Origin of the sequence: Allosalinactinospora lopnorensis, from assembly GCF_000981225.1 — a bacterium.
Lineage (GTDB): Bacteria > Actinomycetota > Actinomycetes > Streptosporangiales > Streptosporangiaceae > Allosalinactinospora > Allosalinactinospora lopnorensis.
In genome coordinates, this window is the sequence record NZ_LAJC01000071.1 from 1 (window position 1) to 25,298 (window position 25,298).

Genomic DNA, 25,298 nt, shown 5'->3' on the forward strand with positions numbered 1-25,298 from the left:
CACCGCGCAGCGGTCAACCGCGAGCCGGCCGCGCCCCTCCAAGGAGCGAGAGGGCCCACCGCGAAAAAGGCCCGGCCGCACCCGCTCGGAGGCGGGTGCGGCCGGGGCCCGTCAGGCCGCGGTCACGCCTTGGCCAGCGTCCCCAGGTAGAGCTCGATGACGTTCGGGTCGTGCAGCAGCTCCGCACCGGTCCCGGTGTAGGCGTTGCGCCCCTGGTCCAGCACATACCCCCGGTCGCAGATCTGCAGGCACCGGCGTGCGTTCTGCTCCACCATGACCACCGACACTCCGGCGGCGTTGATCTGCTTGACCCGCTGGAACACATCGTCCTGGTAGATCGGCGAAAGCCCGGCCGTGGGCTCGTCCAGCAGCAGCACCGACGGGTCCATCATCAGCGCCCGCCCCATGGCCAGCATCTGGCGCTCACCGCCCGACAGCGCGCCGGCCTTCTGCCTGCGCCGCTCCCCCAACAGCGGGAAAAGGGCGGACACCGCGTCGAACCGCTCCCGGAACGTCTTGGGGCGCAGGAACACGCCCATCTCCAGATTCTCCTCGACGCTCAACGTGGGGAACACGTTCTGCGTCTGCGGCACATACCCCACGCCCAGTGACACCAGCTCGTGCGCCGCACAGTTCGCGATGCTCCTGCCGCGCAGCGCCAAGGCGCCCTCGCGCACCGGGATCAACCCGAAGATCGTCTTGATCAGCGTGGACTTCCCGGCCCCGTTCGGACCGATGACCGCCACGACCTCGCCCTCGGAAAGGGTCAGGGTACAGCGGTCGAGGATGTTCACCTCCGGAACATAACCCGCCACCACCTCATCGGCGACCAGCAGGTAGTCCTCGTACCGCTCGATCCTGGTGACCTCCGCATGCTCCAGGACCTCCTCGCGGTGCCGCTGGATGGCCGCGGCATCCTCGGACGCCGACGCCTCGTCCGGCCCGTCGCCCCGCGGTTCCTCGCTCATCGTCCCTCCTCCGCACCGCCGGCGCCCGGCTCGTCGTGCTGCGTTCCCAGGTAGGCGTCGATCACCTGCTGGTTGGAGCGGATGTCGTCCGGACGGCCCTCCGCGATCACCCGCCCCTCCGCCAGCACGACGATCCAGTCGCTGATCCCCATGATGACGTCCATGTCGTGCTCCACGAAGAGCACCGACACCCCCTCGTCCCGCAGCGAGGTGATGTGCTCCAGCAGCGACTGCACCAGCACCGGGTTCACCCCGGCCATGGGCTCGTCCAGCATGATCATCGTGGGCTCGGACATCAGCGCGCGCGCCATCTCCAGCAGCTTGCGCTGTCCCCCGGAGAGGCTCCCCGCGATCTCGTCGCGCATGTGCGCCAGCCGGAACCGCTCCAGCAGCGCCTCGGCCCGCTCCCGGTTCGCCGCCTCCTGCCCGCGCCAGATCCACGGCGCGAACGCGCCCACCATGCGCTCGCCCGTCTGCCCGCGCGCTGCCAGCAGCATGTTCTCCATGACCGTCAACCGGGTGAGCGCCTTGGTGAGCTGGAACGTGCGCACCAGCCCCCGCCGGGCCACCCGGTGCCCCGACAACCCCCGCAGCGACCGGCCCTGGAACGCCGACACCCCGCTGTCCATCCGGTCGAAACCGGTCAGCACGTTGAACAACGTGGACTTTCCCGCACCGTTGGGCCCGATGAGCGCCGTGATCGTGCCGCGCTGCACCTCCAGGTGCTCCACGTCCACCGCGGTCAGCCCACCGAACGACCTGCGGACCCCGCTCGCGCGCAGCACCGGGTCCGGCTTGGCCGCACCCGGGACCGGGGACACGCCGCTCAACCGGTCGTGCGACTCGGGCGCCGGCATCCGGCCGGCCATCGACTCACTTGACATTGACCAGCATCTCCTTGCGATTGCCGATGAGCCCCTGCGGTCGGTACACGATCAGCAGAACCAGTGCCAGCCCCACGACCGCGTGCCGCAGTGCGCCGAGCTCACCGCCCGCGATCCCCGGAAGCAGCCCCATGGCCGACACGTCCCGCAGCAGCCCGTCGAACATGGTGAGCAGGAACCACATGCCGATAGCACCGATGACCGGGCCCAGCGTCCGTCCGGCACCGCCCAGCAGCAGCATCGCCCACAGGTAGAAGGTCACCTGCGGCATGAACGCGTCAGGGTGCACGGTCTGCTGGTTGATGGCCATCAGCGCCCCGGCCAGGGCGCCGAACACACCGCCCAGCACCAGGCTCTGCATCTTGTAGGCGAAGACGTTCTTGCCGAGGGCGCGCACCGCGTCCTCGTCCTCGCGGATGCCCTTGATCACCCGGCCCCACGGGCTGTGCGTCAGCACGTACATCGCCAGGCTCGCGAGGAGCACGACCGCCCACGCCACCGTCATGACCCACACGTCGCGCGCCGAGAATGTGATGGAGAAGGCGCCCGCGTCGATCCCGTAGGAGCCCGACGGGAAGGGGTTCCACGCGTAGAAGTCCCCCGCGACCTGCTGCAGGCCGTACACGCCGCCGGTGATGTCCTGGGCGACGGTCGAACGGTAGATCAGCCGCCCCACCTCCGCCACCGCGATCGTGGAGATCGCCAGATAGTCCGCGCGCAACCGCAGGGTCGGCAGGCCGAGGAGTAACGCCAGCACGAACGCGCACCCGATACTCACCAGGACACCGAGCAACAGCGGCAACTCGTAGGTACTGGTCGTCACCGCGACGCCGTAGGCGCCGACCAGCATGAAGCCCACTTGGCCGAAGTTGAGCAGGCCAGTGTAGCCGAAATGCAGGTTGAGTCCGATCGCCGCCAGGGCGTAGATCGCCGCGATCGGGCCGATCGCCGTGCGCGTGGCCTCGGCGAGGATCTGAATGAAGTCCATCGTCCGCTCCCCTAACCGACCCGCTCACGGCGCCCCAGGATGCCCTGAGGCCGCACCAGCAGCACAACGATCATGATCGCCAGCGCCCAGGCGTTCTGCAGCTCCACCGGGAACCACAGGGTCGACAGCATGGCCACCAGACCGATCACCAGACCGCCGACCATCGCCCCGTACGCGGTGCCCAGACCGCCCAGGATCACCCCGGCGAACATCAGCAGCAGCAGATGGAAGCCCATCTGCCAGTACACCGTCTGGTTCAGCCCGTAGAAGACGCCGCCCAGCGCGCACAGCGCGCCGCCGAGCGTCCACACGTAGAGCGTCACACGGTCGACGTTGATCCCCGACGACTCCGCCAGGTCCCGGTTGTCGGCCACCGCCCGCATGGCCTTGCCGATACGGGTGAACTGCAGCATCGCCGCCACCGCGACCAGCACCAGCACGGAGAGCGCCGCGATCGAGGCATCGCGCGGCGTGATCTGCAGCGGTCCCAGGGTCAGCATCGACTGCAACTGGAACTCGTCGTAGCGCACCCGCGTACCGCCGAAGTAGGCCAGCAGCAGGTGACGCAGGACGAGGGCGAGACCGATCGAGACGATGAACATCTGGATCAGCGCGACATTGCGGTGCCGCAGCGGCCGCCAGATGAACCGCTCCATCCCGCCGCCCAGAAGGGCGCCGAGCACCACGGCGAGCACGGCCGCGACGACCAGCGGCACAGCGGTGAACACCATGCCGGTGCTGAACATCAGCGCCATCATCGCCCCGAAGGTGACCATGTCGCCGTGGGCGAAGTTGATCATCCGGGTGGTGCCGAAGATCAGGGACAGGCCGACCGACGAGATCGCGATGATCATGCCGAACGTGATACCGGACAGGGTGGTCTGCAGGAGCCTGGTGGAGAAGGACGCTCCCCGCTCCACCTCGGGCGCCGCCGGCGCCTCTTCCTCGGCTTCCTCCGGCGGGCCGCCGTCAGCCCCGGGCTCGGCGCCCTCTTCAGTGGGACTGGGCTCGGACTCCTCTTCCTCCTCCTCGCCCGGCAACGCGAGTCTGAAGATCACGGCACGGTCCTGACCAGGACGGACCTCAACTTCGTCGAACTCGGCTCCGGGAGTCTCAGCGACAACGTACTCGTCGGGGACGGACTCTTGGTCCAGGACTACGTGGTAGGTGCCCGGTTCGGGCAGCTCCACTTCCCATTCACCATCAGAGTCGGTGGTCGCCGTGCCGATCTCGTCCCCGTCCCGGGAAACCGTGATCTCGATACCTTCCACGGTTTCCGGGTCGCGGATCTGACCGCTGAGCGTTTCACCGCCCTGATCGTCTGCGGCCGCATACGCCGGGATCACCAGGATGGCGGCGATCACGGCGAGCAGCACAGTCACGAGGCGTCTGCGCACGCGCGCTCCCTTGCGCATCTGAGATAGCGGCTCCGGCGACAGCACCGGAGACCGATCAATCGCTAGTGGGTGGCGGTGAGTTTAGCCGCATTTACCACGGTTGTTCAGCTTCGCTTATGCCACGTGATGCAAACGTCATGGCTTCGTAGAGAATCGTGACCAAAGCGCGACAACCCGGCGAATGCCCGATGACCTGCGATCTCCCGACGACGCACGAGACCCCGCCACCCCGGGCGGCGGGGTCTCGAACGGTTCGGACGTGCGGTGGCAGGGCCCGGCACCGCGCTACTTCTGCTGCTCGCTGAGCGTCTCGATGACGGTCTCGGCGACCTTGCGCATCGTGAGCCTGCGGTCCATGGAGTTCTTCTGGATCCAGCGGAACGCCTCGGGCTCGCTGAGCCCGTGCCTGCTCTGCAGCAGCCCCTTGGCCCGCTCCACCAGCTTGCGGGTGTCCAGACGCTCCTGCAGGCCGCTGACCTCGGCCTCCAGAGCCGCCAGTTCGGCGTAGCGGCTGACCGCCATCTCGATCGCCGGTACCAGGTCGGACTTGCTGAACGGCTTGACCAGGTAGGCCATCGCCCCGGCGTCGCGGGCACGCTCCACGAGCTCCCGCTGGGAGAAGGCCGTCAGGATGACCACCGGCGCGATCCGCTCCTTCGCGATCCGCTCGGCGGCCGTGAGCCCGTCCAGGATCGGCATCTTGATATCGAGGATGACGAGGTCCGGACTGCTCTCCCGGGCGAGGCGTATCGCCGCCTCGCCATCACCCGCCTCACCCACGACGGCGTAGCGTCCTCCTCAAGCATCTCCTTGAGGTCCAGCCGGATCAGGGCCTCGTCTTCCGCGATCACCACGCGGCTCTGCGTCGTCGTCACGAACACGAGGGTATCGAGATCCGCTACGATAGTCCGCACCGGCCAAGGTCTTGACGCCAACGCGTTGCCCGGCGCCGGGCTGGCCGACCCGAAGCCACGCACTTCTTGGTAATTTTGTCCGAGAAGGTCGCAACAAATCCGAAAAGCCCCGGTATTCCAATCGGAAGAGAAGATCGATTCAAAATCGATACAGTGTGGGTTCGAGTCCCACCCGGGGTACCAGAAAGCCACCTCAGGGTGGCTTTTTTGTCGCCCTTTCCAGGTTCGCCAGCAATCTGTGGATAATCGAGCATAGGTACGATTCGCGCCTCATGCTTGAGGCATGTACCCCCTCATATCCGCCGCGAAGCCGTAACCCTCCTCGACTCCGGTCCCAGCTTTCATGAAGTCAGTCGACGAACAAACATCAACCGTTCCACTCTCCGGACCTGGTCCCAGCATCGCGAACTCATCGACAAGTACGAGAACAAGGGCGCCTGCGTTCGCTGCGAACCACTACCCCGACTCCCCGATCCGCAGCCCGCGTACAGCTATCTGCTTGGCCTGTACCTAGGCGACGGATACATCAGCTACGTCGGCAATCGTACGAAGCAGCTGTGGGCACTTCGGATCTACTGCTCGAACACCTGGCCAAAACTGATCAAGGAGTGCGTCGGCACGCTGGAGACTGTGCTCCCAGAACACAAAATCGCCGTCGTGGACAGAGTCGGCTGCAAGGAAGTACCGGCCCGCTGGAAGCACTGTCCCTGCCTTTTTCCGCAGCATGGGCCGGGGCCGAAGCACACGCGCAGGATCGAGCTCGCGCCGTGGCAGGCCGAGGTGGTGGGGCGCCACCCGGAGGAGTTCGTCCGCGGGTTGCTGCACTCGGACGGGTGCCGGATCGCCAACCGCGTCAAGCGCACGGCCGCCGGTGCGGACACGTGGTACGAGTACCCGCGGTACTTCTTCTCCAACGCCTCCCGGGACATCCACGGTCTTCTCGGCCGCTACCTCGACCAGCTCGGGATCGAGTGGCGGATGTCGAACGCGAGTAACCTCTCCGTGGCCAAGCGCGGCTCCGTCGCCCGGCTGGACGGCTTCGTCGGACCGAAACATTGATATCTACCCCGCCGGAGTAGTCCTGAATAGGAAATTTGCGTGGATTCGCCGTGCCGCGGGGGCTGGAGCGATCACATCGCGGCTACAACCTGGGCACAACCTGCCGATACGGCCCCCACAACCGCCCCGGGTCCTTGATCCTGGAAACCGAAGTGTTGCGGGTTACGCGTCACCACAGTCCATCCGTAGGTATCGCAGCCCGTTGCGAAGGGAGTGTGGGTGCTCACCGCGGTGGCCGGGGTGATCGGGGCGCTGGTGATCAGCGCCTGGGCCGTCGTGGCCTGGGGGTCGAGGCGCCGGCGGGCGTGGTTGATGGCTCCTCTCGCGCTGCTCGTCGTCCTCTTGGTCGCCGCCGGGTGGCCGGGGTGGGCGTTCCTGCCGATCTGCGCCCTGGCCGCCGGTTCCTTCGCCGAGCTGGTCGTCGGGACGTACGAGGCGCCCACTCTGCGCACCAAGGATCCCGAGGGCCCGCTGACCACCGAGCGCTGGGCGGCGGCCGCCGCCGCCCCGTTCCGGGTCGCTCTGGCCGAGCCGTGGGATGTGGTGGTGCGGCCACAGCTGCGGGGGCACTACCGGAAGGCTTTCGAGGTGGAGTGGGGTATCACCGGCCGGGCGGGCCTACTCGAAACGGTGGACCGGCTCTGGGTGGAGCTGCACGCCGGGGGCAGCGCCGATCTCGTGGTGGATCTGCGCACCGGGACCGCGCGCACGCGCGGTCTGGAGGAGGGTCGGCGGGAGCAGCGGCTGCTGCTCTCCCCGGAGCAGGTGGCCCGCATGCGCGAGGTCACCGGTGCCGCGGACTCGGACGAGACGGTGGTGATCGACGCCTACCAGTGGTGGCACTCGGTGCGTCTGATCCGGCTGGCGTGCGGCGGCGCCACGCTGGACTGGCTCAGCCATGTGGAGACGCAGAACCTGCTGCGGAGGGTCGCCTCGGATCTGCAGCGCCGGTACGCGAGCTGGCGGCAGCTGGCCGAGGCGTTCCACGGCGGTTACCTCCTGTGGCGGGGAGGCGGGATGGACGATGCCGGTCCCGACCGTGTTTGGGTGGCGCTGGGGCTGCTGACGAGTGATCCGGCGAGCCCGTGGAACCTGCTTCCCTGGGACATGCCGCTGGAGCGGGTTCCCTACGAGAACGGCGTGCCGAACGGGGTGCCGCACTGAGGCCGTGCGGAGGTCCGGCCTGGGCCCCTCCCCGGGCGCGGCGCCGGGGCGCCGCCCGGGGTAGAACCTGTCCGCCCGGCGCGCGCCGCGCCGGGATGCCTCACGGTTTGAGCGCGATGGCGTCGCCGAGGCGGTGGACCCGCAGGGAGTTGGTGGAACCGGGTGTTCCGGGCGGGCTGCCGGCGACGATGACGATCTTGTCGCCCTTCTGGTAGACGCCCATCTCCAGGAGTTCGCTCTCGACCTGGCCGACCATTTCGTCGGTGTGGGCGACCCAGGGCACGCATTGCGAGTCGACGCCCCATGTCAGACTGAGCTGGGAGCGCGTGCTCGTCTGTGTGGTGAAGGCGATGAGCGGGATGGGTGAGCGGTAGCGTGCCAGCCGCCGCGCGGTCTCGCCGGACATGGTGAAGGCGACCAGGGCTTTGGCTCCGACGGTGGCGCCGACTTCGGCGGCGGCGCGAGCGATGGCGCCTCCGGTGGTCTCGGGGATTCGGTTGAGCATGTGCGAGGCGCGCAGCGATTCCTGTTCGGCCGCGGCGACGATGCGCGCCATGGTCCGCACCGTTTCGATGGGGTACTCGCCGACGCTGGTCTCCCCGGAGAGCATGACGGCGTCGGCGCGTCGAGGACGGCGTTGGCGACGTCGGAGGTCTCGGCGCGGGTGGGCCGGGGCGCGCTGATCATGGATTCCAGCATCTGGGTGGCGACGATGACCGGTTTGGCCTTGTCGCGGCAGCGTTCGATGGCGCGTTTCTGCACCATCGGGACGTTTTCCAGGGGGAGTTCGACGCCGAGGTCGCCGCGGGCGACCATGACGCCGTCGAAGACCTCGATGATGTCGTGGAGCCGTTCCACGGCCTGGGGTTTCTCGATCTTGGCGATGAGGGGGACGCTGACGCCCGCTTCGTCCATGATGCGGTGGGCTTCTTCGGCGTCGGAGGGGCTGCGCACGAAGGAGAGGGCCACCATGTCGACGCCCTGTTCAAGGGCCCAGCGGAGGTCGTTCTCGTCTTTTTCGGTGAGTGCCGGAACGCTGACGGCGACCCCGGGGAGGTTGAGCCCTTTGTGGTTGGAGACGGTACCGCCGATGATGACCCGGGTGTGGATGTCGGTGCTGGTGGTTTTGGTGCATTCCAGCACGACATTGCCGTCGTCGATGAGGACGCGGTCGCCGGGGCGGACGTCTCCGGGCAGGCCCTTGTAGGTCGTAGAGACCTTTTTAGCGTCGCCGGGGACGTCGTCGGTGGTGATGATGAACTCGTCTCGTGGGACGAGTTCGGTGGGGCCATCGGCGAAGGTGCCGAGGCGGATCTTCGGGCCCTGGAGGTCGGCGAGGATTCCGACGCTGCGGCCGCTCTCTTCGGAGGCGGCCCGCACCTTGGCATAGCTGGCGCGGTGGTCCTCGTGTGTCCCATGGCTGAGGTTGAGTCGCGCTACGTCCAGCCCGGCGTCCACGAGCGCGCGGATGCGGTCTGCGCTCGAGGTGGCCGGGCCGAGGGTCGCGACGATTTTCGCTCGACGTGTCACCCTTAACACTGTAGAGCGTTTTCGCCATGGAATGGTCTAAACCAGGTTGCGACTAGGCGTCCTCCGGGCCGCTACCTCGCGAATTCTTCGAGTACCGTGTTGTCGAAGGCGGGCAGGTCGTCGGGCTTGCGGCTGGTGATCAGGATGTTGGGGCCGTTCGTGTCGCGGACGACCTTCTCGTCGACCCAGTCGCCTCCGGCGTTGCGGATGTCGGTCTTGAGGCTCGGGTAGGACGTCAGGCGCCGTCCGCGCACGGAGTCGGCTTCGACCAGGGTCCAGGGTGCGTGGCAGATCGCGGCGACGGGTTTGCCGGAGTCGAAGAACTCCTTCACGAACGCCACGGCCCGCTCGTTGGTGCGGAGGAGGTCGGGGTTGGCGACCCCTCCGGGTAGCACGAGCGCACTGAAGTCGGCGGCGCTGACCTGGTCGACGGTGGCGTCGACGGGGAAGGTGTCGCCCTTGTCCAGGTGGTTGAAGCCCTGGATGTCGCCGCTGGACGTGGAGATGAGCTGGGGCGTGCCGCCGGCCTTCTCGACTGCCGCCCACGGGTCGGTGAGCTCGATCTGCTCGGTGCCTTCGGGGGCGGCGAGGAAGGCGATGGAACGGCCGTTCAGGTTGGCGGCCATGGGAATCACGTTCTCCTTCGTCGGTCGTGTCGTGGAGCCGGGCCTGTCCGGCCCCGGGGAGCCCGCTGCCCAGGGTGGAGCCTCCTTACGCATGGTTGTCGGCATCGCCGGTGGGGGTCTTCCCGCGGCCGCCGAGGCTGGATCTAGACTGCCGCCGATGATGCGTATGGAGGCCGTCGCGGCGCTGGGCGCGGAGGTCGGGGCGCTGACGAGCGTTCTGCTCGGGTTGTCGGAGGCGGAGGCGCAGCGGGAGACGCGGTGCCCGCCGTGGGATGTGGCCGCGCTCGCCGCGCACACGGTGCGGGCCTTGCACCAGGTGGAGGTCGCGCTGGACGGCCCTGAGCCGGAGCGGGCGGAGGTGTCGGCGGCGGGGTACTACTCGCCCGACGTCCGGTTCCTGCCTGAGGTCGATGAGGCGCGGGTGCGCGGTGTCCTGGAGGCGGCGTCGCGCCGCGCGGATGCGGGTGAGGCGGGGCGCGAGTGCGAGCGGGCGTGGCGGGGCCTGGGGCCGCGCTTGGCGGCGGAGTTGGTGCGGCGCGTGGTGCGGACGCGGCACGGGGACGCGATGCTGCTGAGGGACTACTTGGTGACGCGGGTCGTGGAGTTGGCGTTGCACGGCCTGGACCTGGCCGATGCGCTGGAGAGGAAGCCGTGGACGACGCCTGAGGGGCTGGCGGTGGTCGAGCGCCTGCTGTTCGGCGACGCCGACCAGGACGCGCTGGCGCGGATCGGGGTTTCGGGCCTGGAAGCGGTGCGGGCGGTAACGGGGCGGGCGGGCCCGGGCGGCCCGGACGGGGACGCGCTGCGGAGCGCGGGGGGCGCGGTTCCTGGCACTGGGGTGAGGCCGGGCGGGGATGGCGCGGCGGGGTGGCACGTCATAGTGGGACGCGCCCCTTGAGCGGGAGGACGGTGACGCGGTGACCGAGCGGGTGGTCCACCTGAGCGTGGACGGGCAGGAGTTCTCTGTCCGGGCGCGGCCGGGCGAACCCGGCGTGTACGACTTCGACTGGGACAACGGTCCGAGCGGCTACGGGTTCACCAGCGCGACCTCGAACCGCTCGCCGATGGATCGCGAAGCTCTCGAAGCCGCCGCCAGGAGCTTCCTGAACGGGGACGACCCCGGCGAGTAGCCGGCGGCCGTTGCGAAACGCCCTCTCAGAAGGGGTATGCCGGGTGCGCGGTGTAGCCGCTCAGGCGGTTGTAGGCGCGCAGGACGAGAAGGTTGCGCAGGGTGACGATACCGCGCCATTCGGGGATGGAGCTCTCGGTCCAGCTCTCCCAGGGTGCGGGCCAGCCGCCGTCGTCCTCTTGGGCCTCCTGGAGGGCGTCGAGGTGTTTCTCGATGTCGGCCTCGGTGAAGAGGCTCCGGGCGATGTGGTCGGGATGCGGCGCGATGTCCAGGGGTTTGTGCACGTGCCCGGTGGCGTGCGGGTCGGTTTCGATGGCGGCGAGGATCATGGGGGCGATCCGGTCGAACTCGGCCCGGGCCCGGGGGCGGTTCGGCGCGTACTGCAGGAAGGTGCAGACCGCGATCGCCTCGTAGGGGTCGGTCCAGTGCAGTGCTCTCAGCCGGGTCCAGCAGAACGCGGTCGCCCGGTCCCGCCAGGGGTGGCTGATGTGGTGTTTGTGCAGCAGGCCGGTGATCGCGGCGGTGGGGCGCAGCGCGCTGCTGAAGTCCGTGCGTTCGCGCCACCATGGTGCGGCTTCGGTGTGGCGGACCGTCGGCAGGACGCAGGGCACGCCGCCGTCGCTGTCGGTGACCCTGGTCAGGTATCTGCAGGTGCTGCTGACGATCGGCTTCGGGATGGTTCCGAGCTCGTCGAGGTAGCGCAGCGCGGTCTCGACGGCGACCGGCTGGCTGCCGTGCCCCCGGATATCGGGGGCGAGCCCGTTCCCGTAACCGCCGTCGATGTTGCGGTAGGCGTCGAGGACGGAGTAGATGGGCTGGGCCGGCCCGCTCTGGAAGTGGTAGGCGAACCGGTGGCGGTCGATCAGCCGCGCGTTCCGCATGATGAAATGCTCCGCCGCGCGGAGCGCTTCCGGCTCACCGTGGTCATGGGACGACGGTACGCCCGGACCGTGGTATTGGAGAATGCCTCGGTCTGGCCGTATACCTGCATTTTGCGCGGGCATAAGCGGCATAGGCGGTCGAATCGCCGCAAACCGCGCCGGGGTGTCTCCTGCGGTCTCAGCGCTGGGGGTCCGGCGCTGTTTCGCTTCCCCGCGCCCCGCCGGCCCTGTGCCGCAGGAGCAGCGCGAGCCCGAGCCAGGAGGCTGCCACGACCACCGCGGTGCTGAGCTGGATCGTGACCAGGTGCTGCTCGGGGTAGACCACGCCGGTGAGGTAGGCGTCCATGAAGCTGGTGCCGGGTATTCCGGCCTGTCCGGCCTGGACGCGGGCCCAGTTCTCCACGTGGGTGAGCGGGCACGGCCAGCCGACGAGGGTGATGCCCAGTGCGTACACGGCGCATCCGAGGTGTGGCCAGAACGCTCTCGGCCACCGCCATGCGAGGAATCCGCCGGCGGCCACGTACACCAGGAAGGCGAAGTGCACCAGCATCGTCGCTTCGCCGAGGAGCCGGTAGCCCATGGCTCAACGTTAAACTGCGGCTTTTATCAGGAAAAGATCCTCTTTACCCATTGTGACCGCCTCGTGTCCGGACTCGGGCGGATCACTCCTCGCGCGGAGGCGGTGGTTCCGAAGACCCCGGTAGCACGGGGTCTTCGGAACCACCGCTCGCGGACCGACCGCGCCGCGTAGCGGCGACCGCTGAGGGCGGCGGTGGGTGACGGGCCAACCAACCGCGCCGCGTAGCGGCGACCGCTGAGGGCGGCGGTGGGTGACGGGCGGGCTAGACCAACGGCCGCTCCGAGGGCGGGATGCCCTCGGGCAGGGTGGTCGGTTGCTGGGTGAGGTAGCGGTCGATACCGGCCGCGGCGGAGCGGCCTTCGGCGATCGCCCAGACGATCAGTGACTGGCCGCGGCCCATGTCGCCGGCGCAGAACACGCCGTCGACGGTGGTGGCGTAGTCGTCGTCGCGGACGACGTTGCCGCGCCCGTCTAGGTCGGCGCCGAGCTGTTCGATCATGCCCTCCTTCTGCGGGCCGACGAAGCCCATGGCGAGCGTGACGAGCCCGGCGGGGATCTCCCGTTCGGCGCCCTCGACGGGTTCGAGCCCCTTGTCGGTGCGTTTGACGTCGACGAGCTTGAGCGCGCGCACCCGGCCGTGTTCGTCTCCGAGGAACTCCAGCGTGTTCACCGAGTACAGCCGCTTGCCGCCTTCCTCGTGGGCGCTGGAGACCTTGTACACCATGGGGTAGGTGGGCCAGGGCTGGTTCTCCGGCCGCTCCTTGGGCGGCTTCGGCATGATCTCCAGCTGGGTCACCGAGGCCGCGCCCTGGCGGTGAGCGGTGCCGATGCAGTCGGCGCCGGTGTCGCCGCCGCCGATGACGACGACGTCCTTTCCTTCGGCGGAGATGGCCGGGGTGTCGTAGTCGCCTTCCTGGACCCGGTTGGCCAGCGGCAGGTACTCCATGGCCTGGTGGATGCCGTCGAGATCGCGGCCGGGAGCGGGAAGCTCGCGCCAGGCGGCGGCGCCGCCGGCGAGCAGCACGGCGTCGTGGTCGGCGCGCAGCTGCTCGACGGTGATGTCCACGCCGATGTCGACACCGGTCCGGAACTTCGTGCCTTCGGCGCTCATCTGGTCGAGGCGGCGCTCGATGTGCCGCTTCTCCATCTTGAACTCGGGGATGCCGTAGCGCAGCAGTCCGCCGATGCGGTCGGCGCGTTCGTAGACGGTGACGTCGTGGCCGACCCGGGTGAGTTGCTGGGCGGCGGCCAGGCCGGCGGGGCCGGAGCCCACGACGGCCACCTTCTTGCCGGTGCGCACTTCGGGGGATGCGGGCGGACCCAGCCCTCGTCCCATGCGCGGTCGATGATGGAGACCTCGACGTTCTTGATGGTCACGGCCGGCTGGTTGATGCCGAGCACGCACGCGGCCTCGCACGGGGCGGGGCAGAGCCGTCCGGTGAACTCGGGGAAGTTGTTGGTGGCGTGCAGGCGTTCGATGGCCTCGGCCCAGTCGTTCCGGTAGACGAGGTCGTTCCACTCGGGGATGAGGTTGCCCAGCGGGCAGCCGTTGTGGCAGAACGGGATGCCGCAGTCCATGCAGCGCGACGCCTGCTCGGCGACCTTGCCGCTGTCGAACTCCTGCTGGACCTCTTTCCAGTCCTGGATGCGGACGTCGACGGGGCGGTTGGCGGGCAGTTCCCGCTCGGTGATTTTGAGGAACCCTTTCGGGTCGGCCATGGTGGTCTCTCCCTCCTTTCTCGCTGAGGCCGGCTCTAGGACTGGGCCGAGGCCATGATGGCCTCGCTGACGTCGCGTCCTTCGCGTTCTGCCTCCGCCTGGGCGGCCAGGACCCGTTTGAAGTCGCGCGGCATGACCTTGCCGAACCGCTCCACTGAGACGTCGAAGTCGGTGAGGAGCCGCTGGGCGACGGTCGAGCCGGTCTCGGCGTGGTGCCGGCGCAGCGCGTCCTCCAGGAAGGCGCGGTCGGTGTCGTCGAGCGGGTCGAGGTCCACCATTTCCTGGTTGACCCGTTCGGGGTCGAGGTCCAGTACGTAGGCGATGCCTCCGGACATGCCGGCGGCGAAGTTGCGGCCGATACGGCCGAGGATGACGGCGCGCCCGCCGGTCATGTACTCGCAGCCGTGGTCGCCGACGCCTTCCACGACGGCCAGCGCGCCGGAGTTGCGGACGCAGAACCGTTCGCCGACGACGCCCCGCAGGAACAGCTCGCCCGAGGTCGCGCCGTAGGCGATGACGTTGCCGGCGATGATGTGCTCCTCGGGGACGTAGGCGACGCTCTCGGGCGGGCGGACGGTGATCCGGCCGCCGGAGAGGCCCTTGCCGACGTAGTCGTTGGCGTCGCCGGTGAGGCGCAGGGTGATGCCGTTGGGCACGAAGGCGCCGAAGGACTGCCCGGCCGAGCCGGTGAAGGAGATGTCGATGGTGTCGTCGGGCAGGCCTTCGGCGCCGTAGCGCTTGGTGACCTCGTGCCCGAGCATGGTCCCGACCGTGCGGTTGACGTTGCGCACGGGCAGATCCAATTTGAGCGGCTCCCTGTAGTCCAGCGCCCCTTCGCTGAGCTGGATGAGCGTGTTGTCCAGCGCCTTCTCCAGGCCGTGGTCCTGGCTGCGGACCTGGTGGCGGTGGTCGTCGGTCCAGGTGGGCACCTGCTCCAGGACCGGGCTGAGGTTCAGCCCGGAAGCCTTCCAGTGGTCGATGGCCTTGGTGGTGTCGAGCAGTTCCACGGCGCCGATCGCCTCTTCGAGGCTGCGGAAGCCGAGCGCGGCCAGGTGCTCGCGGACCTCCTGGGCGATGAACTCGAAGAAGTTCACCACGTGCTCGGCCTTGCCGTCGTAGCGGCTGCGCAGCTCGGGGTTCTGCGTGGCCACACCGACGGGGCAGGTGTCGAGGTGGCAGACCCGCATCATGATGCAGCCGGAGACCACCAGCGGCGCGGTGGCGAACCCGTACTCCTCGGCGCCCAGCAGCGCGGCGACGATGACGTCGCGGCCGGTCTTCATCTGGCCGTCGGTCTGCACGACGATGCGGTCGCGCAGCCCGTTGCGCAGCAGCGTCTGCTGGGTCTCGGCCAGGCCGAGCTCCCACGGGGTTCCGGCGTGCTTGATCGAGGTCAGCGGCGAGGCGCCGGTACCGCCGTCGTGGCCGGATATGAGCACGACGTCGGCGTGGGCCTTGGATACGCCGGCGGCGACGGTGCCGACGCCGGCCTCGGAGACCAGCTTGACGTGGATCCGCGCCCGCGGGTTGGCGTTCTTCAGGTCGTGGATCAGCTGGGCGAGGTCCTCGATGGAGTAGATGTCGTGGTGCGGCGGCGGTGAGATGAGGGCGACACCGGGCGTGGAGTGCCGGGTGGAGGCGATCCACGGGTAGACCTTGTGGCCGGGCAGCTGGCCGCCCTCGCCGGGCTTGGCGCCCTGGGCCATCTTGATCTGGATGTCGTCGGCGTTGGTCAGGTACTCCGAGGTCACGCCGAAGCGGCCGGAGGCCACCTGCTTGATGGCGCTGCGCCGCAGGTCCCCGTTCTCGTCGGGGAGGTAGCGGTCCGCGTCCTCGCCGCCCTCGCCGGTGTTGGACCTGCCGCCGAGCCTGTTCATGGCGATGGCGAGGGTCTCGTGCGCCTCCTGCGAGATGGAGCCGTAGGAAATAGCGCCGGTGGAGAAGCGCTTGACGATCTCCGAGACCGGTTCGACCTCCTCGACCGGGACGGGTTCGCGCGCGCCCTCCTTGAGCCGGAACAGCCCGCGCAGCGTCATGAGGCTCCCGGCCTGCTCGTCGATCTTGGAGGTGTACTCTTTGAAGATGTCGTAGCGGCGGCTGCGCGAGGCGTGCTGCAGCTTGAACACGGTCTCCGGGTTGAACAGGTGCGGCTCGCCCTCGCGTCGCCACTGGTACTCGCCGCCCACCTGGAGCCGGCGGTGGCCGGCCGGGTTGGCGGCGAACGCGGCGGCGTGCCGCGTCCTGACCTCTTCGGCCAGCACGTCGAAGCCGACACCGCCCAGGGAGGACGTGGTGCCGGTGAAGCACCGGTCGATGACCTCGGGGCCCAGGCCGAGCGCCTCGAAGATCTGGCGCCGGCGTAGGAGCTCACCGTCGACACGCCCATCTTGGACATGATCTTCAGGACGCCCTTGCCGTAGGCCTTGATGGTGTTGCGCACGGCCGTCTCGGCGTCGGTTCCCTCGATGACGCCGCGCTGGACCAGGTCGCGCACGGTGCTCAGGGAGACGTAGGGGTTGACGGCGGAGGCGCCGTAGCCGAGCAGCAGCGCGACGTGGTGGCATTCGCGCACGTCCCCGGCCTCGACCACGAGACCGACCTCGGTCCGGGTCTTCTCCCGCACCAGGTGGTGGTGGACGGCGCCGGTGAGCAGCAGGGACGGGATGGGGGCCCGTTCGGCGCCCGCGCTCGCGGCGGGCCGGTCGCTGAGCACGATGATGTGCGCGCCGTCGGCTATGGCCGCCGAGACCTCGGCGCAGATCTCGTCCAGGCGCTGCGAGAGCGCGGCGCCGCCGCCGGCGGCCGGGTAGGTCCCCTCGGCGACGAACACCCGGAATGCGGGGGTGCCGCCGGGGCCGCCCGCAGCGACGATCGCGGCCAGTCCCGCCTCGTCGATCACGGGGGTGGGCAGCACGATGCGGCGGCAGTCCTCGGGGTCGGGGGAGAGCACGTTCTCCTCCGCGCCGAGGGCGGTGTGCAGGCTGGTGACGAGCTCCTCGCGGATGGCGTCCAGCGGCGGGTTGGTGACCTGGGCGAACCCTTGGGTGAAGTAGTCGAACAGCTGCCGTGAGCGGCTGGACAGCGTGGCTACCGGGGTGTCGGTGCCCATGGAGCCGACCGGCTCGGCACCGGTGCGGGCCATCGGCGTCAGGATGACGCGGAGCTCTTCCTCGGTGTAGCCGAACACCTGCTGGGAGTGGACCAGGTCCTCGACAGCGGCGGGCTCGGCGGAGGGGAGCTCGTCGAGTCTGACGACGCCGCGCTCCAGCCATTCGGCGTAGGGGTGCTCGGCGGCGAGTTCGGCCTTGATCTCCTCGTCCTCGATGATGCGGCCCTGCTCGGTGTCGACCACGAAGATGCGGCCGGGCTGCAGGCGGCCCTTGCGCACGACGCGTTCGGGTTCGATGTCCAGCACGCCGGCCTCGCTGGCCAGGACGACCAGGCCGTCGTCGGTGACCCAGTAGCGGCCGGGACGCAGGCCGTTGCGGTCGAGGACCGCGCCGACCAGGGAGCCGTCGGTGAAGGAGACGGAGGCGGGACCGTCCCAGGGCTCCATGAGCATGGAGTGGAACTCGTAGAAGGCCCGTACCTGGGGGTCCATCTCGGTGTGGTTCTCCCAGGGCTCCGGGATCATCATCAGCACCGCGTGCGGCAGCGACCGGCCGCCCAGGTGCAGCAGTTCCAGCGCGGAGTCGAAGGAGGCGGTGTCGGAGTCCTCGGCGTCGAGGATCGGGAAGATCCGCGACAGGTCCCCGGGCAGCAGGTCGCTGTCGAGGGTGGCCTCGCGCGCCCGCATCATGTTCCGGTTGCCCTTGACGGTGTTGATCTCGCCGTTGTGCGCGACGTAGCGGAACGGGTGGGCCAGCGGCCAGGACGGGAAGGTGTTGGTGGAGAACCGGGAGTGCACCAGGGCCAGACCTGTGGTGTAGCGCCGGTCCGACAGGTCGGGGAAGAAGGGTTCCAGCTGCGGCGTGGTGAGCATGCCCTTGTAGGCGATGGTGCGCGGGGACAGGCTCGGGAAGTACACGCCGGTCTCGTGTTCGGCGCGCTTGCGCACGCAGTAGGCGTAGCGCTCCAGGTCGATGCCGGTCAGGCCCTCGGTGGCGGTGCCGGTGCGCCCGGCGAGGAAGAGCTGGCCGAAGAACGGCATGACCTCGCGTGCGGCGGGGCCGCAGTAACGGGGTTCGTAGGGCAGGTCGCGCCAGCCCAGCACGGTCAGGCCCTCGTCTTCGACGATGGCGTTGATGGCGTCGACCGCCGAGGCCCGTTGTGCGGCGTCGGCGGGCAGGAATCCGATGCCCGTGGCGTAGGTTCCGGCGGCCGGCAGCTCGAAATCGCAGACCTCGCGGTACAGGGCGTCGGGGACCTGGGTCAGGATGCCCGCGCCGTCGCCGTCGTCGGGGTCGGCGCCGGAGGCGCCGCGGTGGTCGAGGTTGCGGAGAACGGTGAGCGCCTTCTCGACGATGTCGTGGCTGCGACGACCGGAGAGGTCTGCGACGAAGCCCACACCGCAGGCGTCATGCTCGTAGGTGCTGTCGTACAGGCCCTTTGGAGTGGACTCGGCGTTCGGTCGGATGGACGAACGCTGCACTTGGCCAGCAGGCATCTACCCTCCTGTCGTCGTACGTCTGGCTTAAAAGCGCATCCGGGACGACATTGGCCCTGCTGCGTCGGCGGCGAGAACGGGGGACCACCGCGGCCCGGTCCCACGGACGGCACGGGCCTACGCTCACTTCCTCGTGGCAACCGATGGTCGACGCACTCGCGAGTAGCTCAAGGTACTTCGCGGTCCAGCCTCCATTTTAATCGGAGGTCTAGACCAACCGCCGCCACAGTGCGGCGATCGCGATCACGTTTCCCGCCCGCCAAGGATACGACGGCCGTTCCTCGGCGTTGCGAACGGGGCAGACCGTGATGTTTCCGTACACCCAACCCTGCAAACATCCCATAGCGGATGAATGCGACGGGCGTCAGCTTAGCGTGCCCGGATCCGTTCCGCCGACTGGGTTCGCCCCAGTGCGCGCCACTGAGATGATCGACAGGTGATCGATCCTCCGCCGAAGCTGGCCGACCTGCTCAAGGAGCAGGGCATCAACGCCCCGCGGGTACACCGCGTCCTCGCCGCCCTCGCCAACGGCGCCTGGTGGTCGCCTCCGGAACTGGTGCGTGAGACCGCGGTCGCGCACCGCCTCGTCGCGGCCACGCTCGACGCGCTCGCCGACGAACTGGAACACCGGCAGGGGAACGAGGGCCTCCGTGTCAGGCTGCTCCGGCCCGCGGACCACGCCGACAGCTCGGCCCCCGAACCGGCCGACCCGGTCGCGCACCTGCTCGACCGGCACACCGAAGCGGCGGCCGAGCTGGACCGCCTCGTCGCCGAGGCCCCGCGCTCCCGGCGCGACCTCGACCACGTGGCCGCCACGGCCCACACGGCCCTGCGGCGCGGAGTGCTCCTGGCGACCCGCTATTCTCTGCCCGGTACACGGCTGCTCTGCGTGGGCGACCACGATCTGACTGCGCTGGCCACGACCCTGGTGTGCCCGGGCGCGGAGGCGGTCGTCGTCGACGTCGACGAGCGGGTGCTCGACTATATCGACCAGGCGGCGGCCCGGCTCGGCCTCCCGGTGCGCTGCCACTTCGCCGACCTCCGGCTCGGCCTTCCGGCCTCTGTGCGCGGCCAGTGCGACCTCGCCTTCACCGACCCGCCCTACACCACCGAAGGCGTCGAACTCTTCGTCCGGCGGGGGCTGGAGGGGCTCGCCGACCCCCGCCGGGGCCGGGTGCTGCTCGCCTACGGGGCGAGCGAGTCGACCCCCGCGCTGATCGCCAAGACGCAGTCCCGGCTGGCCCGGATGAACCTGGTGTTCGAGGCGGTCTGGCCCGAGTTCAACCGCTACCTGGGGGCCGAGGCGATCGGCGCGGCCAGCGACCTCTACGTGCTGTGCCCCACGTCCCGCACGCCCGCCGGGGACGCCTCCGACACTGCGGGCCGGATCTACAGCCAGGGCGGCAATGCGAAGGAAGCCGCGGGCGGGCTGGAGGCGCCGTCCGCGGCCGCGGTCCTGCGGCGGGTCGGGCCTGACACGGTCGTGGGCGCCTGGTCGCGTGAGGCGCCGCCGGAGGAGGGCGCGCGCTGCGCTCGTGTCCGGCTCGCCACGTGGCTGGGCTCCCCTTCGCGTGCCGAACGCGCCGCGGTCGACCTGACCGGCGGCTGGGAGGCGCTGCTCGCGAGGGCCATCCTGGCCGGCGGCAGCGCCGAGACGCACGTCGTCGTTCCGTCGGGTGCTCCGCAGGTACGCGACGAGGCGGGGCAGGAGGCGCTGCGCGCGATGGTCGCCCCCGGCCGCGATGTCCGCTTCCTGCGCGGTTTCCCCGACTCCGGGCACACGCTCGTGGTCGCGCGCAGGTGCGAGCCGTCGGATGGCGCCTCCCCCGACGTCCGGCTGCTCGCGCACTGCCAGGACCGCGCGCACGGTGTCCTCACGAGCACCCTCAGAGAAGGGCTCATCGCCGTCGCCGCGTCCCTGGGCCGCCCGGTCAACAAGAAGGGCGCGCGTGGCCGCGTCGCCGCGGCCGCGCCTTGGCTGTCCGGACACACCCTGCTGGACCTGCCCGCCCACCGCTTCCCCGCTCTGGGGTCCGCGGCGGAGAGGCTCGTGGCGGAGCTGCCCTGATCGTCGGGCTGCCGCCCGGGTCCCGCTCCGCCCCTCCCCGCATTCCCGCGGAGCGTCCGGACCGCCGCCCAGGCGCACTGGGAGCTCCTCCGCGGCCGCCGGGCGCCACGGTGCGGCGAAAGCACGGCGGAACCCTCTTGCGACATGCTGTGACGGTTAAGTAAAGTCACGGTCAACTGTAAAGGGTGGTTACAGTTTACGTGTCCGTCATCACGCATGCCGGGCTCCCGCCTCACCGGGACGGTCGCCGGCGCCGGACCGGCGCCCGGCTGCAGGCAGGGCCCCGGATGCGCCTCTCCCCCAGGACGCCGGCTGTCTCGTGTCACCCGCCGCGGCCCCACACCGCGCGAGTTCACCGACGTCCGGATCGGCTAGTGAACATGAGCAGAGTAACCCCCCGCCACACCCGGCCAGGACGCGGACGCACACTGCGTGTAAGTGCCCTCGCCTGCGCCGTAACCGGACTGATGGCCCTGGGAGTCCACAACGGCTCAGCACCGCCGGCCGCCGCCGACCACACGGCCCGGCAGGGCGCACTGGTGTGGTCCGACGAGTTCGAGGCCGAGGCGGGCGCCCCGCCCGACCCCGGCAAGTGGAACATCGAGGTCAACGGGGACGGAGGTGGCAACCAGGAGCTCCAGTACTACACCGACTCCACCGACAACCTCGCCCACGACGGCGAGGGCAACATGGTCATCACCGCACGCGAGGGCAACCCCGCCGACTACCAGTGCCACTACGGCACCTGCCAGTACACCTCGGGACGGGTGAACACAGCGGAGAAGTTCACCCACACCTACGGCAGGTACGAGGCATCCATCAAGATCCCCACGGGGCAGGGCATCTGGCCGGCGTTCTGGATGCTGGGCGACGACTTCTCGGAGGTCGGCTGGCCCGACTCCGGCGAAATCGACATCATGGAGAACGTTGGCCACGAGCCCGCCACCGTGCACGGAAGCCTGCACGGGCCCGGCTACTCCGGCGGCAACCCGGTGAGCGGTTCCTACCGTCACCCGCAGGGGTGGGCGTTCGCCGACACCTTCCACACCTTCGCCGTCGAGTGGCGGCCGGACGGTATCACCTGGTTCGTCGACGACGTCGCCTACCAGACCTTCACCCCGGACGACACCCGCGGCAACCCGTGGGTCTACGACCACCCGTTCTTCCTGATCCTCAACGTCGCGGTCGGCGGCGAGTGGCCGGGGAGTCCAGATGCCGGCACGTCGTTCCCGCAGGAGATGAAGATCGACTACGTGCGTGTCTACGACCTCGGCTGACCTGGGCCGGATACACACCACTATCCCCGCCCCGGCCTGCCGGTGCGGGCTCCGCTCCATCGCGGATCCGAAGACAACGGGGCCCAAGCCCGGCTCCCTACCCGCCCGGCTCCACCGGGACTTCCGGTTCGGCGCCGCCCTCAGGCTGGGCGGCGCCGGGGTCGGCCTCACCGGCCTCCGGGACGGCCTCGCCGGCGCCCGCCTCTTCTTCCCCACCGGTGCCGGCACCGCCCCCGCCGCCTGCGCCGCCTTCCGGCTGGGTGGCGTTCTCCAGCTGGACGACCCGGCGGAAGAGCGGATCGCGGAAGTTGCTCAGGGCGATGAGCGGGGCGGACAGGCTCTCCCTCTCGTCCGCCGCGGTCGAATCCACCGACTGGGTCCAGGTGACGACCAGGTAGTGGCCGCTGACCGCCGCCTCCGCCGCGCTGTATCCGGCTCCGAGGGCGTCGAAGGGCGCGTCCTCGCTCGGCACGTTAACGAAGCCCGACGCCTCGGCCTCGGGGGCCTCAGGGGGTTCCATCGCGCCGGCGACCGCGACGGAACCGTCGACGTCCTCCAGGTTGAAGATGGCCGCGAGCCCGACGTAGTCGCCGGAGGTGTACCCGCCGACGGCGGCCTGGGTGCAGCCGGCCTCGGCCAGGGCCTGCTGTACCTCCTCGCCCCAGACGACATCCTCGCAGGCGTCGGTGAAGGCCGTGGCGGCCAGTTCGAAGGTGATCCCCTGGCTCTCGATCTCCTCGTTGCCGCGTTCGAGGACTTCCCCCTCGCTGAGGGCCCGGTTGTCGACCTCGCGCGATTCCAGGGTCTCGCTGAGACCGGAATCGGTGTTGACGACCTGGTAGGCGACGGGGCGGCTGTCCGCGGGCGCGCTGCCGGAGCCCCCCATGACGAACTGGACGACCAGAACGGCGACGAGCGCGACGACGGCCAGACTGAGCGCCCCCAGCAGCACCCGCAGCGTCCTGCTTCCGGTCGCGCCGCTGGGCTTCTCTTCTTTGCCCGGCTTGCGCCGCCGCCGGGCCCCCTTCGGTCCCTTGCGGCGCGGCGGCGGCGCCACAAGCCCCTCAATGGAATCGGCGTCGTCGGTTTTCCTCCGGCGGCCGGGGGAGTCGGGAGCGGACAGCTCAGAAGAAGACACCAGAACCTCTCGAAAATGGTGCGGGACTGCTCGGGGACGTGGCGCGGCCGGAGAGCTCCGGATGGTTCCGCACCGGTGCGCAAATCCTAGTCCGAGCCGGGAACGGCCGTCTCCCCTGTCAGTCCTCAGCCTGACTGGCGTCCCTAACCTCCTCGTATACCGCGACGGAAGCGCTCATCGCCACCACGTTCAGCGTCGCCATGGTGGTGTCGTCGCCGGGTTCTCCACCGTCGGCGCGCGCCACCCAGTACACCGCGAGGTAGTGCCCCATGACCTGCGTCGTCGCCTGACTGTACCCCTCCCGCAGGCCCTGGATCTCCGTGTCCTGCGGGAGCAGGAAACCGGGTTCGGTGGTGTGGTCGGTGGGGTCGACGGCCTGGGCGACCCGGTTGGCGGCCTCCTGGTCCTCCAGGTCGAACAGCGTGAACTGCGCCACGTAGTCGTCATCCGGATCCTGGTACACGCCGCTCGCGGCCGACGTGCAGGACCCGTCGGCGAGCGTCTCGGCGAGCTCCTCTCCCCAGACCAGGGAGGTGCAGGTGTCGGTGACCTGGGAATCGCGCAGGGTCAGTTCGAGGTCGTCCAGTTCCAGTTCCTCGGCGTTGCCGAACACCTTCTCCTCGGTGAGCGGCTCGGCGCCGCCGGGCCGGGTGGCGATCGGTTCGAAGACCTCGCTTTCCTCCTGCTTGCCCTGGAAAACCTTGGGCAGCAGGGTGGAGTGGCCCGCCGGGGGCTCCACAATGGCCGTGTCGCCGCGCCCCTGGCCCACCGAGCCGTCGGAGACGAGCTGGAAGACGAGCACGCCGGCGAGCGCCAGCAGGGCGGTACCGCACAGCGCCAGCAGTGTGCCCAGCACGACGGAGCCGCGTTTGCGCTGGCTCTGTTCGGCGAGCTTGTACACCATCCCGCTGGGCCGGTCACCGAGAACAGTGACGCGGCGCAGCGCGGAGGCCGAGAACTTCGAGACGGGGTCGACCTCGCCGGCGGGGGCGCGGCGCCGGCGTCGCGCCCCGCCCTCAACGGGTGCCTCCTTGCCGCGTCCGGGCTTGCGCCCCTTGCCCGCCGCGGACCGTTTCCTCCCCGAGCCCCTGGAACGCCGCGGCGGCTCCTCGTCGCCGCCTCCGGCGGCCTCGTGGGCATCACCCGGCTCGTCGTCGTGGTCGTCCTCGTCGGGGAGCGGACCGGTGTCCCGTTCGTCGCCCGGGAGGTCCCGGGCGCCCCTGGCTCGCCGTGACCGGCGTCTCCCCGCACGGCCGGCAGAGTCGGAATTGCTCACGTGCGTACTCATCCGTCCAGTGCGACCCGCGGTGGCGGTGGCCGTTCACCGCGGGTCGGCTACACCTAGTCCTCTCACTGCTGTCCTGCGGACCCGTTCGGCCCGCTCTCGCGCTCCTCGTCTGTTCGTTCCTCGCCGCCGGTGCGACGGGGGGTGTCCACTGAAGCGGGATCGGTGCCGATGACCTGGGTCCCGGCTTCGCGGCCGATCGCGACGACGCGTGTGGAGAACTGCTCCAGGCGGCGTCCGGCCCACATGAAGTAGGCGAGTGCACCGAGGAACACGGCGATCGACGTCCAGTTGTTCAGCCTGAGGCCGAGGAAGTCGTGCGCGGGGTCGATGCGCAGGTACTCGATCCAGAACCGCCCCACACAGTAACCCATGACATAGAGGGCGAAGAGCCGGCCGCCGCCGAGCCGGTCCTTGAAGCGGCGTCCCAGCCAGGCTATGAGGACGGCCAGTCCCAGGCACCACAGGGATTCGTACAGGAACGTCGGGTGGTAGTAGAACTCGCCCGGGACCAGATCCGGCCGCGGGATGCCGTTGCGCTCCGGGGAGACCTCCAGCGCCCACGGCAGGTCGGTGGGCGCCCCGAAGAGCTCTTCGTTGAAGTAGTTCCCCCAGCGGCCGAACGCCTGGGCCAGCGGGATGGTCGGGGCGATCGCGAACGACAGCTTCGACATGGACAGGCCGCGCTTCTTGGCGACCCACCACACACCGAGCGCGCCGAGCGGGATCGCGCCCCAGATGCCCAGGCCGCCCTCCCAGATGAAGAGCGCCCGGACGGGTTCGCGCCCCTCGCCGAAGTACAGCTGGTAGTCGGTGATGACGTGGTAGAGGCGGCCCCCGATGAGGCCGAGGAGCACCGCGGGGACCGCGAGGTCCATGATCGTGCCCTTTTCCCCGCCCATGGCGGCCCAGCGCCGTTCGCTCCAGAACACCGCGGCGACCACGCCGGCCAGGATGCACAGCGCGTAGAAGTGGATGGTGAGCGGGCCCAGGCTGAACGAGCTCACTTCGGGGCTGGGAATGGCCGCGAGGGCACGGCCGCTGCCGGACGCGCCCGCGTCGGCGAAGGAGAGGTTCATCACTGC

At 69.6% G+C, this 25,298-nt stretch carries 16 protein-coding genes, 1 tRNA gene and 4 pseudogenes; 7 read left to right on the plus strand and 14 right to left on the minus strand.

Translation table 11 applies throughout. From position 1 onward, the window contains the following. Positions 1-122: 122 nt before the first annotated feature. From VS93_RS21235 to VS93_RS21255, 5 genes and pseudogenes are all read right to left on the minus strand, one after another. Positions 123-968, minus strand: coding sequence for an ABC transporter ATP-binding protein (locus VS93_RS21235; RefSeq protein ID WP_046471655.1), 846 nt, complete (start codon positions 966-968; stop codon positions 123-125). After that, positions 965-1,852, minus strand: coding sequence for an ABC transporter ATP-binding protein (locus VS93_RS21240; protein ID WP_236700657.1), 888 nt, complete (start codon positions 1,850-1,852; stop codon positions 965-967). The genes VS93_RS21235 and VS93_RS21240 overlap by 4 nt, the downstream gene beginning before the upstream one ends. Beyond that, the gene (locus tag VS93_RS21245) at positions 1,842-2,840 is read right to left on the minus strand and encodes a branched-chain amino acid ABC transporter permease (RefSeq protein WP_046471656.1); all 999 of its coding nucleotides are present in this window, start codon (positions 2,838-2,840) and stop codon (positions 1,842-1,844) included. The genes VS93_RS21240 and VS93_RS21245 overlap by 11 nt, the downstream gene beginning before the upstream one ends. Positions 2,841-2,851: 11 nt before the next feature. Beyond that, positions 2,852-4,237, minus strand: coding sequence for a branched-chain amino acid ABC transporter permease (locus VS93_RS21250; RefSeq protein ID WP_173434343.1), 1,386 nt, complete (start codon positions 4,235-4,237; stop codon positions 2,852-2,854). Between the two features lie 285 nt (positions 4,238-4,522). Then, a pseudogene (locus VS93_RS21255) lies at positions 4,523-5,091 on the minus strand (ANTAR domain-containing response regulator). 166 nt (positions 5,092-5,257) lie between these two features. Here VS93_RS21255 and VS93_RS21260 point away from each other — a divergent pair. The 3 genes from VS93_RS21260 to VS93_RS21270 all read left to right on the plus strand — a co-directional run bounded on the left by VS93_RS21260 (position 5,258) and on the right by VS93_RS21270 (position 7,374). Then, positions 5,258-5,334: transfer RNA gene (locus tag VS93_RS21260), tRNA-Leu, on the plus strand. 93 nt (positions 5,335-5,427) lie between these two features. Continuing rightward, a complete protein-coding gene (locus VS93_RS21265; RefSeq protein WP_046471657.1) occupies positions 5,428-6,210 on the plus strand; it encodes a helix-turn-helix domain-containing protein in 783 nt (260 codons plus the stop codon). Positions 6,211-6,429: 219 nt separating this feature from the next. Continuing rightward, on the plus strand, positions 6,430-7,374 hold the full coding sequence (locus VS93_RS21270) for a DUF1266 domain-containing protein (RefSeq protein WP_046471658.1): 945 nt from the start codon (positions 6,430-6,432) through the stop codon (positions 7,372-7,374). Between the two features lie 100 nt (positions 7,375-7,474). On the opposite strand, the pseudogene pyk reads toward VS93_RS21270, so the two are convergent. Both pyk and VS93_RS21280 read right to left on the minus strand, forming a co-directional pair. Continuing rightward, positions 7,475-8,904, minus strand: a pseudogene (pyk, locus tag VS93_RS21275) (pyruvate kinase). 71 nt (positions 8,905-8,975) lie between these two features. Beyond that, complete coding sequence (locus VS93_RS21280; RefSeq protein WP_046471659.1) at positions 8,976-9,530, minus strand: type 1 glutamine amidotransferase domain-containing protein; 555 nt, start codon at positions 9,528-9,530, stop codon at positions 8,976-8,978. Here VS93_RS21280 and VS93_RS21285 point away from each other — a divergent pair. Both VS93_RS21285 and VS93_RS21290 read left to right on the plus strand, forming a co-directional pair. After that, entirely contained in the window at positions 9,529-10,428 is a 900-nt protein-coding gene (locus VS93_RS21285; protein WP_236700658.1) for a maleylpyruvate isomerase N-terminal domain-containing protein, read from the plus strand. The two genes, VS93_RS21280 and VS93_RS21285, sit on opposite strands and share 2 nt — an antisense overlap. A 19-nt stretch (positions 10,429-10,447) precedes the next feature. Continuing rightward, the gene (locus VS93_RS21290) at positions 10,448-10,660 is read left to right on the plus strand and encodes a hypothetical protein (RefSeq protein ID WP_046471660.1); all 213 of its coding nucleotides are present in this window, start codon (positions 10,448-10,450) and stop codon (positions 10,658-10,660) included. A gap of 25 nt (positions 10,661-10,685) precedes the next feature. Here the strand turns inward: VS93_RS21290 and VS93_RS21295 are convergent, their stop codons facing one another. The 4 genes and pseudogenes from VS93_RS21295 to gltB all read right to left on the minus strand — a co-directional run bounded on the left by VS93_RS21295 (position 10,686) and on the right by gltB (position 18,445). After that, positions 10,686-11,540: a hypothetical protein gene (locus tag VS93_RS21295; protein ID WP_046471661.1), complete on the minus strand. Its 855-nt coding sequence runs from the start codon at positions 11,538-11,540 to the stop codon at positions 10,686-10,688. A gap of 178 nt (positions 11,541-11,718) precedes the next feature. Beyond that, positions 11,719-12,120, minus strand: coding sequence for a DUF2784 domain-containing protein (locus tag VS93_RS21300; protein ID WP_046471662.1), 402 nt, complete (start codon positions 12,118-12,120; stop codon positions 11,719-11,721). A 262-nt stretch (positions 12,121-12,382) separates the two neighbouring features. Beyond that, positions 12,383-13,839 (minus strand): annotated as a pseudogene (locus VS93_RS21305) (glutamate synthase subunit beta). 35 nt (positions 13,840-13,874) lie between these two features. Continuing rightward, positions 13,875-18,445 (minus strand): annotated as a pseudogene (gltB, locus tag VS93_RS21310) (glutamate synthase large subunit). 436 nt (positions 18,446-18,881) lie between these two features. Between gltB and VS93_RS21315 the strand changes: the two are divergent. Continuing rightward, on the plus strand, positions 18,882-20,513 hold the full coding sequence (locus VS93_RS21315; protein WP_046471663.1) for a bis-aminopropyl spermidine synthase family protein: 1,632 nt from the start codon (positions 18,882-18,884) through the stop codon (positions 20,511-20,513). 467 nt (positions 20,514-20,980) lie between these two features. Then, a complete protein-coding gene (locus VS93_RS21320; protein ID WP_052745909.1) occupies positions 20,981-21,790 on the plus strand; it encodes a glycoside hydrolase family 16 protein in 810 nt (269 codons plus the stop codon). A 97-nt stretch (positions 21,791-21,887) separates the two neighbouring features. Here the strand turns inward: VS93_RS21320 and VS93_RS21325 are convergent, their stop codons facing one another. The 3 genes from VS93_RS21325 to lgt all read right to left on the minus strand — a co-directional run bounded on the left by VS93_RS21325 (position 21,888) and on the right by lgt (position 25,292). Beyond that, on the minus strand, positions 21,888-22,928 hold the full coding sequence (locus tag VS93_RS21325) for a hypothetical protein (protein ID WP_046471664.1): 1,041 nt from the start codon (positions 22,926-22,928) through the stop codon (positions 21,888-21,890). 118 nt (positions 22,929-23,046) lie between these two features. Then, positions 23,047-24,204: a hypothetical protein gene (locus VS93_RS21330; RefSeq protein WP_046471665.1), complete on the minus strand. Its 1,158-nt coding sequence runs from the start codon at positions 24,202-24,204 to the stop codon at positions 23,047-23,049. A 74-nt stretch (positions 24,205-24,278) separates the two neighbouring features. Then, complete coding sequence (lgt, locus tag VS93_RS21335; RefSeq protein ID WP_046471666.1) at positions 24,279-25,292, minus strand: prolipoprotein diacylglyceryl transferase; 1,014 nt, start codon at positions 25,290-25,292, stop codon at positions 24,279-24,281. Positions 25,293-25,298: the final 6 nt, after the last annotated feature.

What these genes read in the sequence shown, in the direction of transcription:
- VS93_RS21300 (WP_046471662.1), bottom strand. Translation starts at nt 12,120, where the DNA reads ATGGGCTACCGGCTCCTCGGCGAAGCGACGATGCTGGTGCACTTCGCC.
- VS93_RS21235 (WP_046471655.1), bottom strand. Translation starts at nt 968, where the DNA reads ATGAGCGAGGAACCGCGGGGCGACGGGCCGGACGAGGCGTCGGCGTCC.
- VS93_RS21245 (WP_046471656.1), bottom strand. Translation starts at nt 2,840, where the DNA reads ATGGACTTCATTCAGATCCTCGCCGAGGCCACGCGCACGGCGATCGGC.
- VS93_RS21280 (WP_046471659.1), bottom strand. Translation starts at nt 9,530, where the DNA reads ATGGCCGCCAACCTGAACGGCCGTTCCATCGCCTTCCTCGCCGCCCCC.
- VS93_RS21320 (WP_052745909.1), top strand. Translation starts at nt 20,981, where the DNA reads ATGGCCCTGGGAGTCCACAACGGCTCAGCACCGCCGGCCGCCGCCGAC.
- VS93_RS21240 (WP_236700657.1), bottom strand. Translation starts at nt 1,852, where the DNA reads ATGTCAAGTGAGTCGATGGCCGGCCGGATGCCGGCGCCCGAGTCGCAC.
- lgt (WP_046471666.1), bottom strand. Translation starts at nt 25,292, where the DNA reads ATGAACCTCTCCTTCGCCGACGCGGGCGCGTCCGGCAGCGGCCGTGCC.
- VS93_RS21295 (WP_046471661.1), bottom strand. Translation starts at nt 11,540, where the DNA reads ATGCGGAACGCGCGGCTGATCGACCGCCACCGGTTCGCCTACCACTTC.
- VS93_RS21285 (WP_236700658.1), top strand. Translation starts at nt 9,529, where the DNA reads ATGGGAATCACGTTCTCCTTCGTCGGTCGTGTCGTGGAGCCGGGCCTG.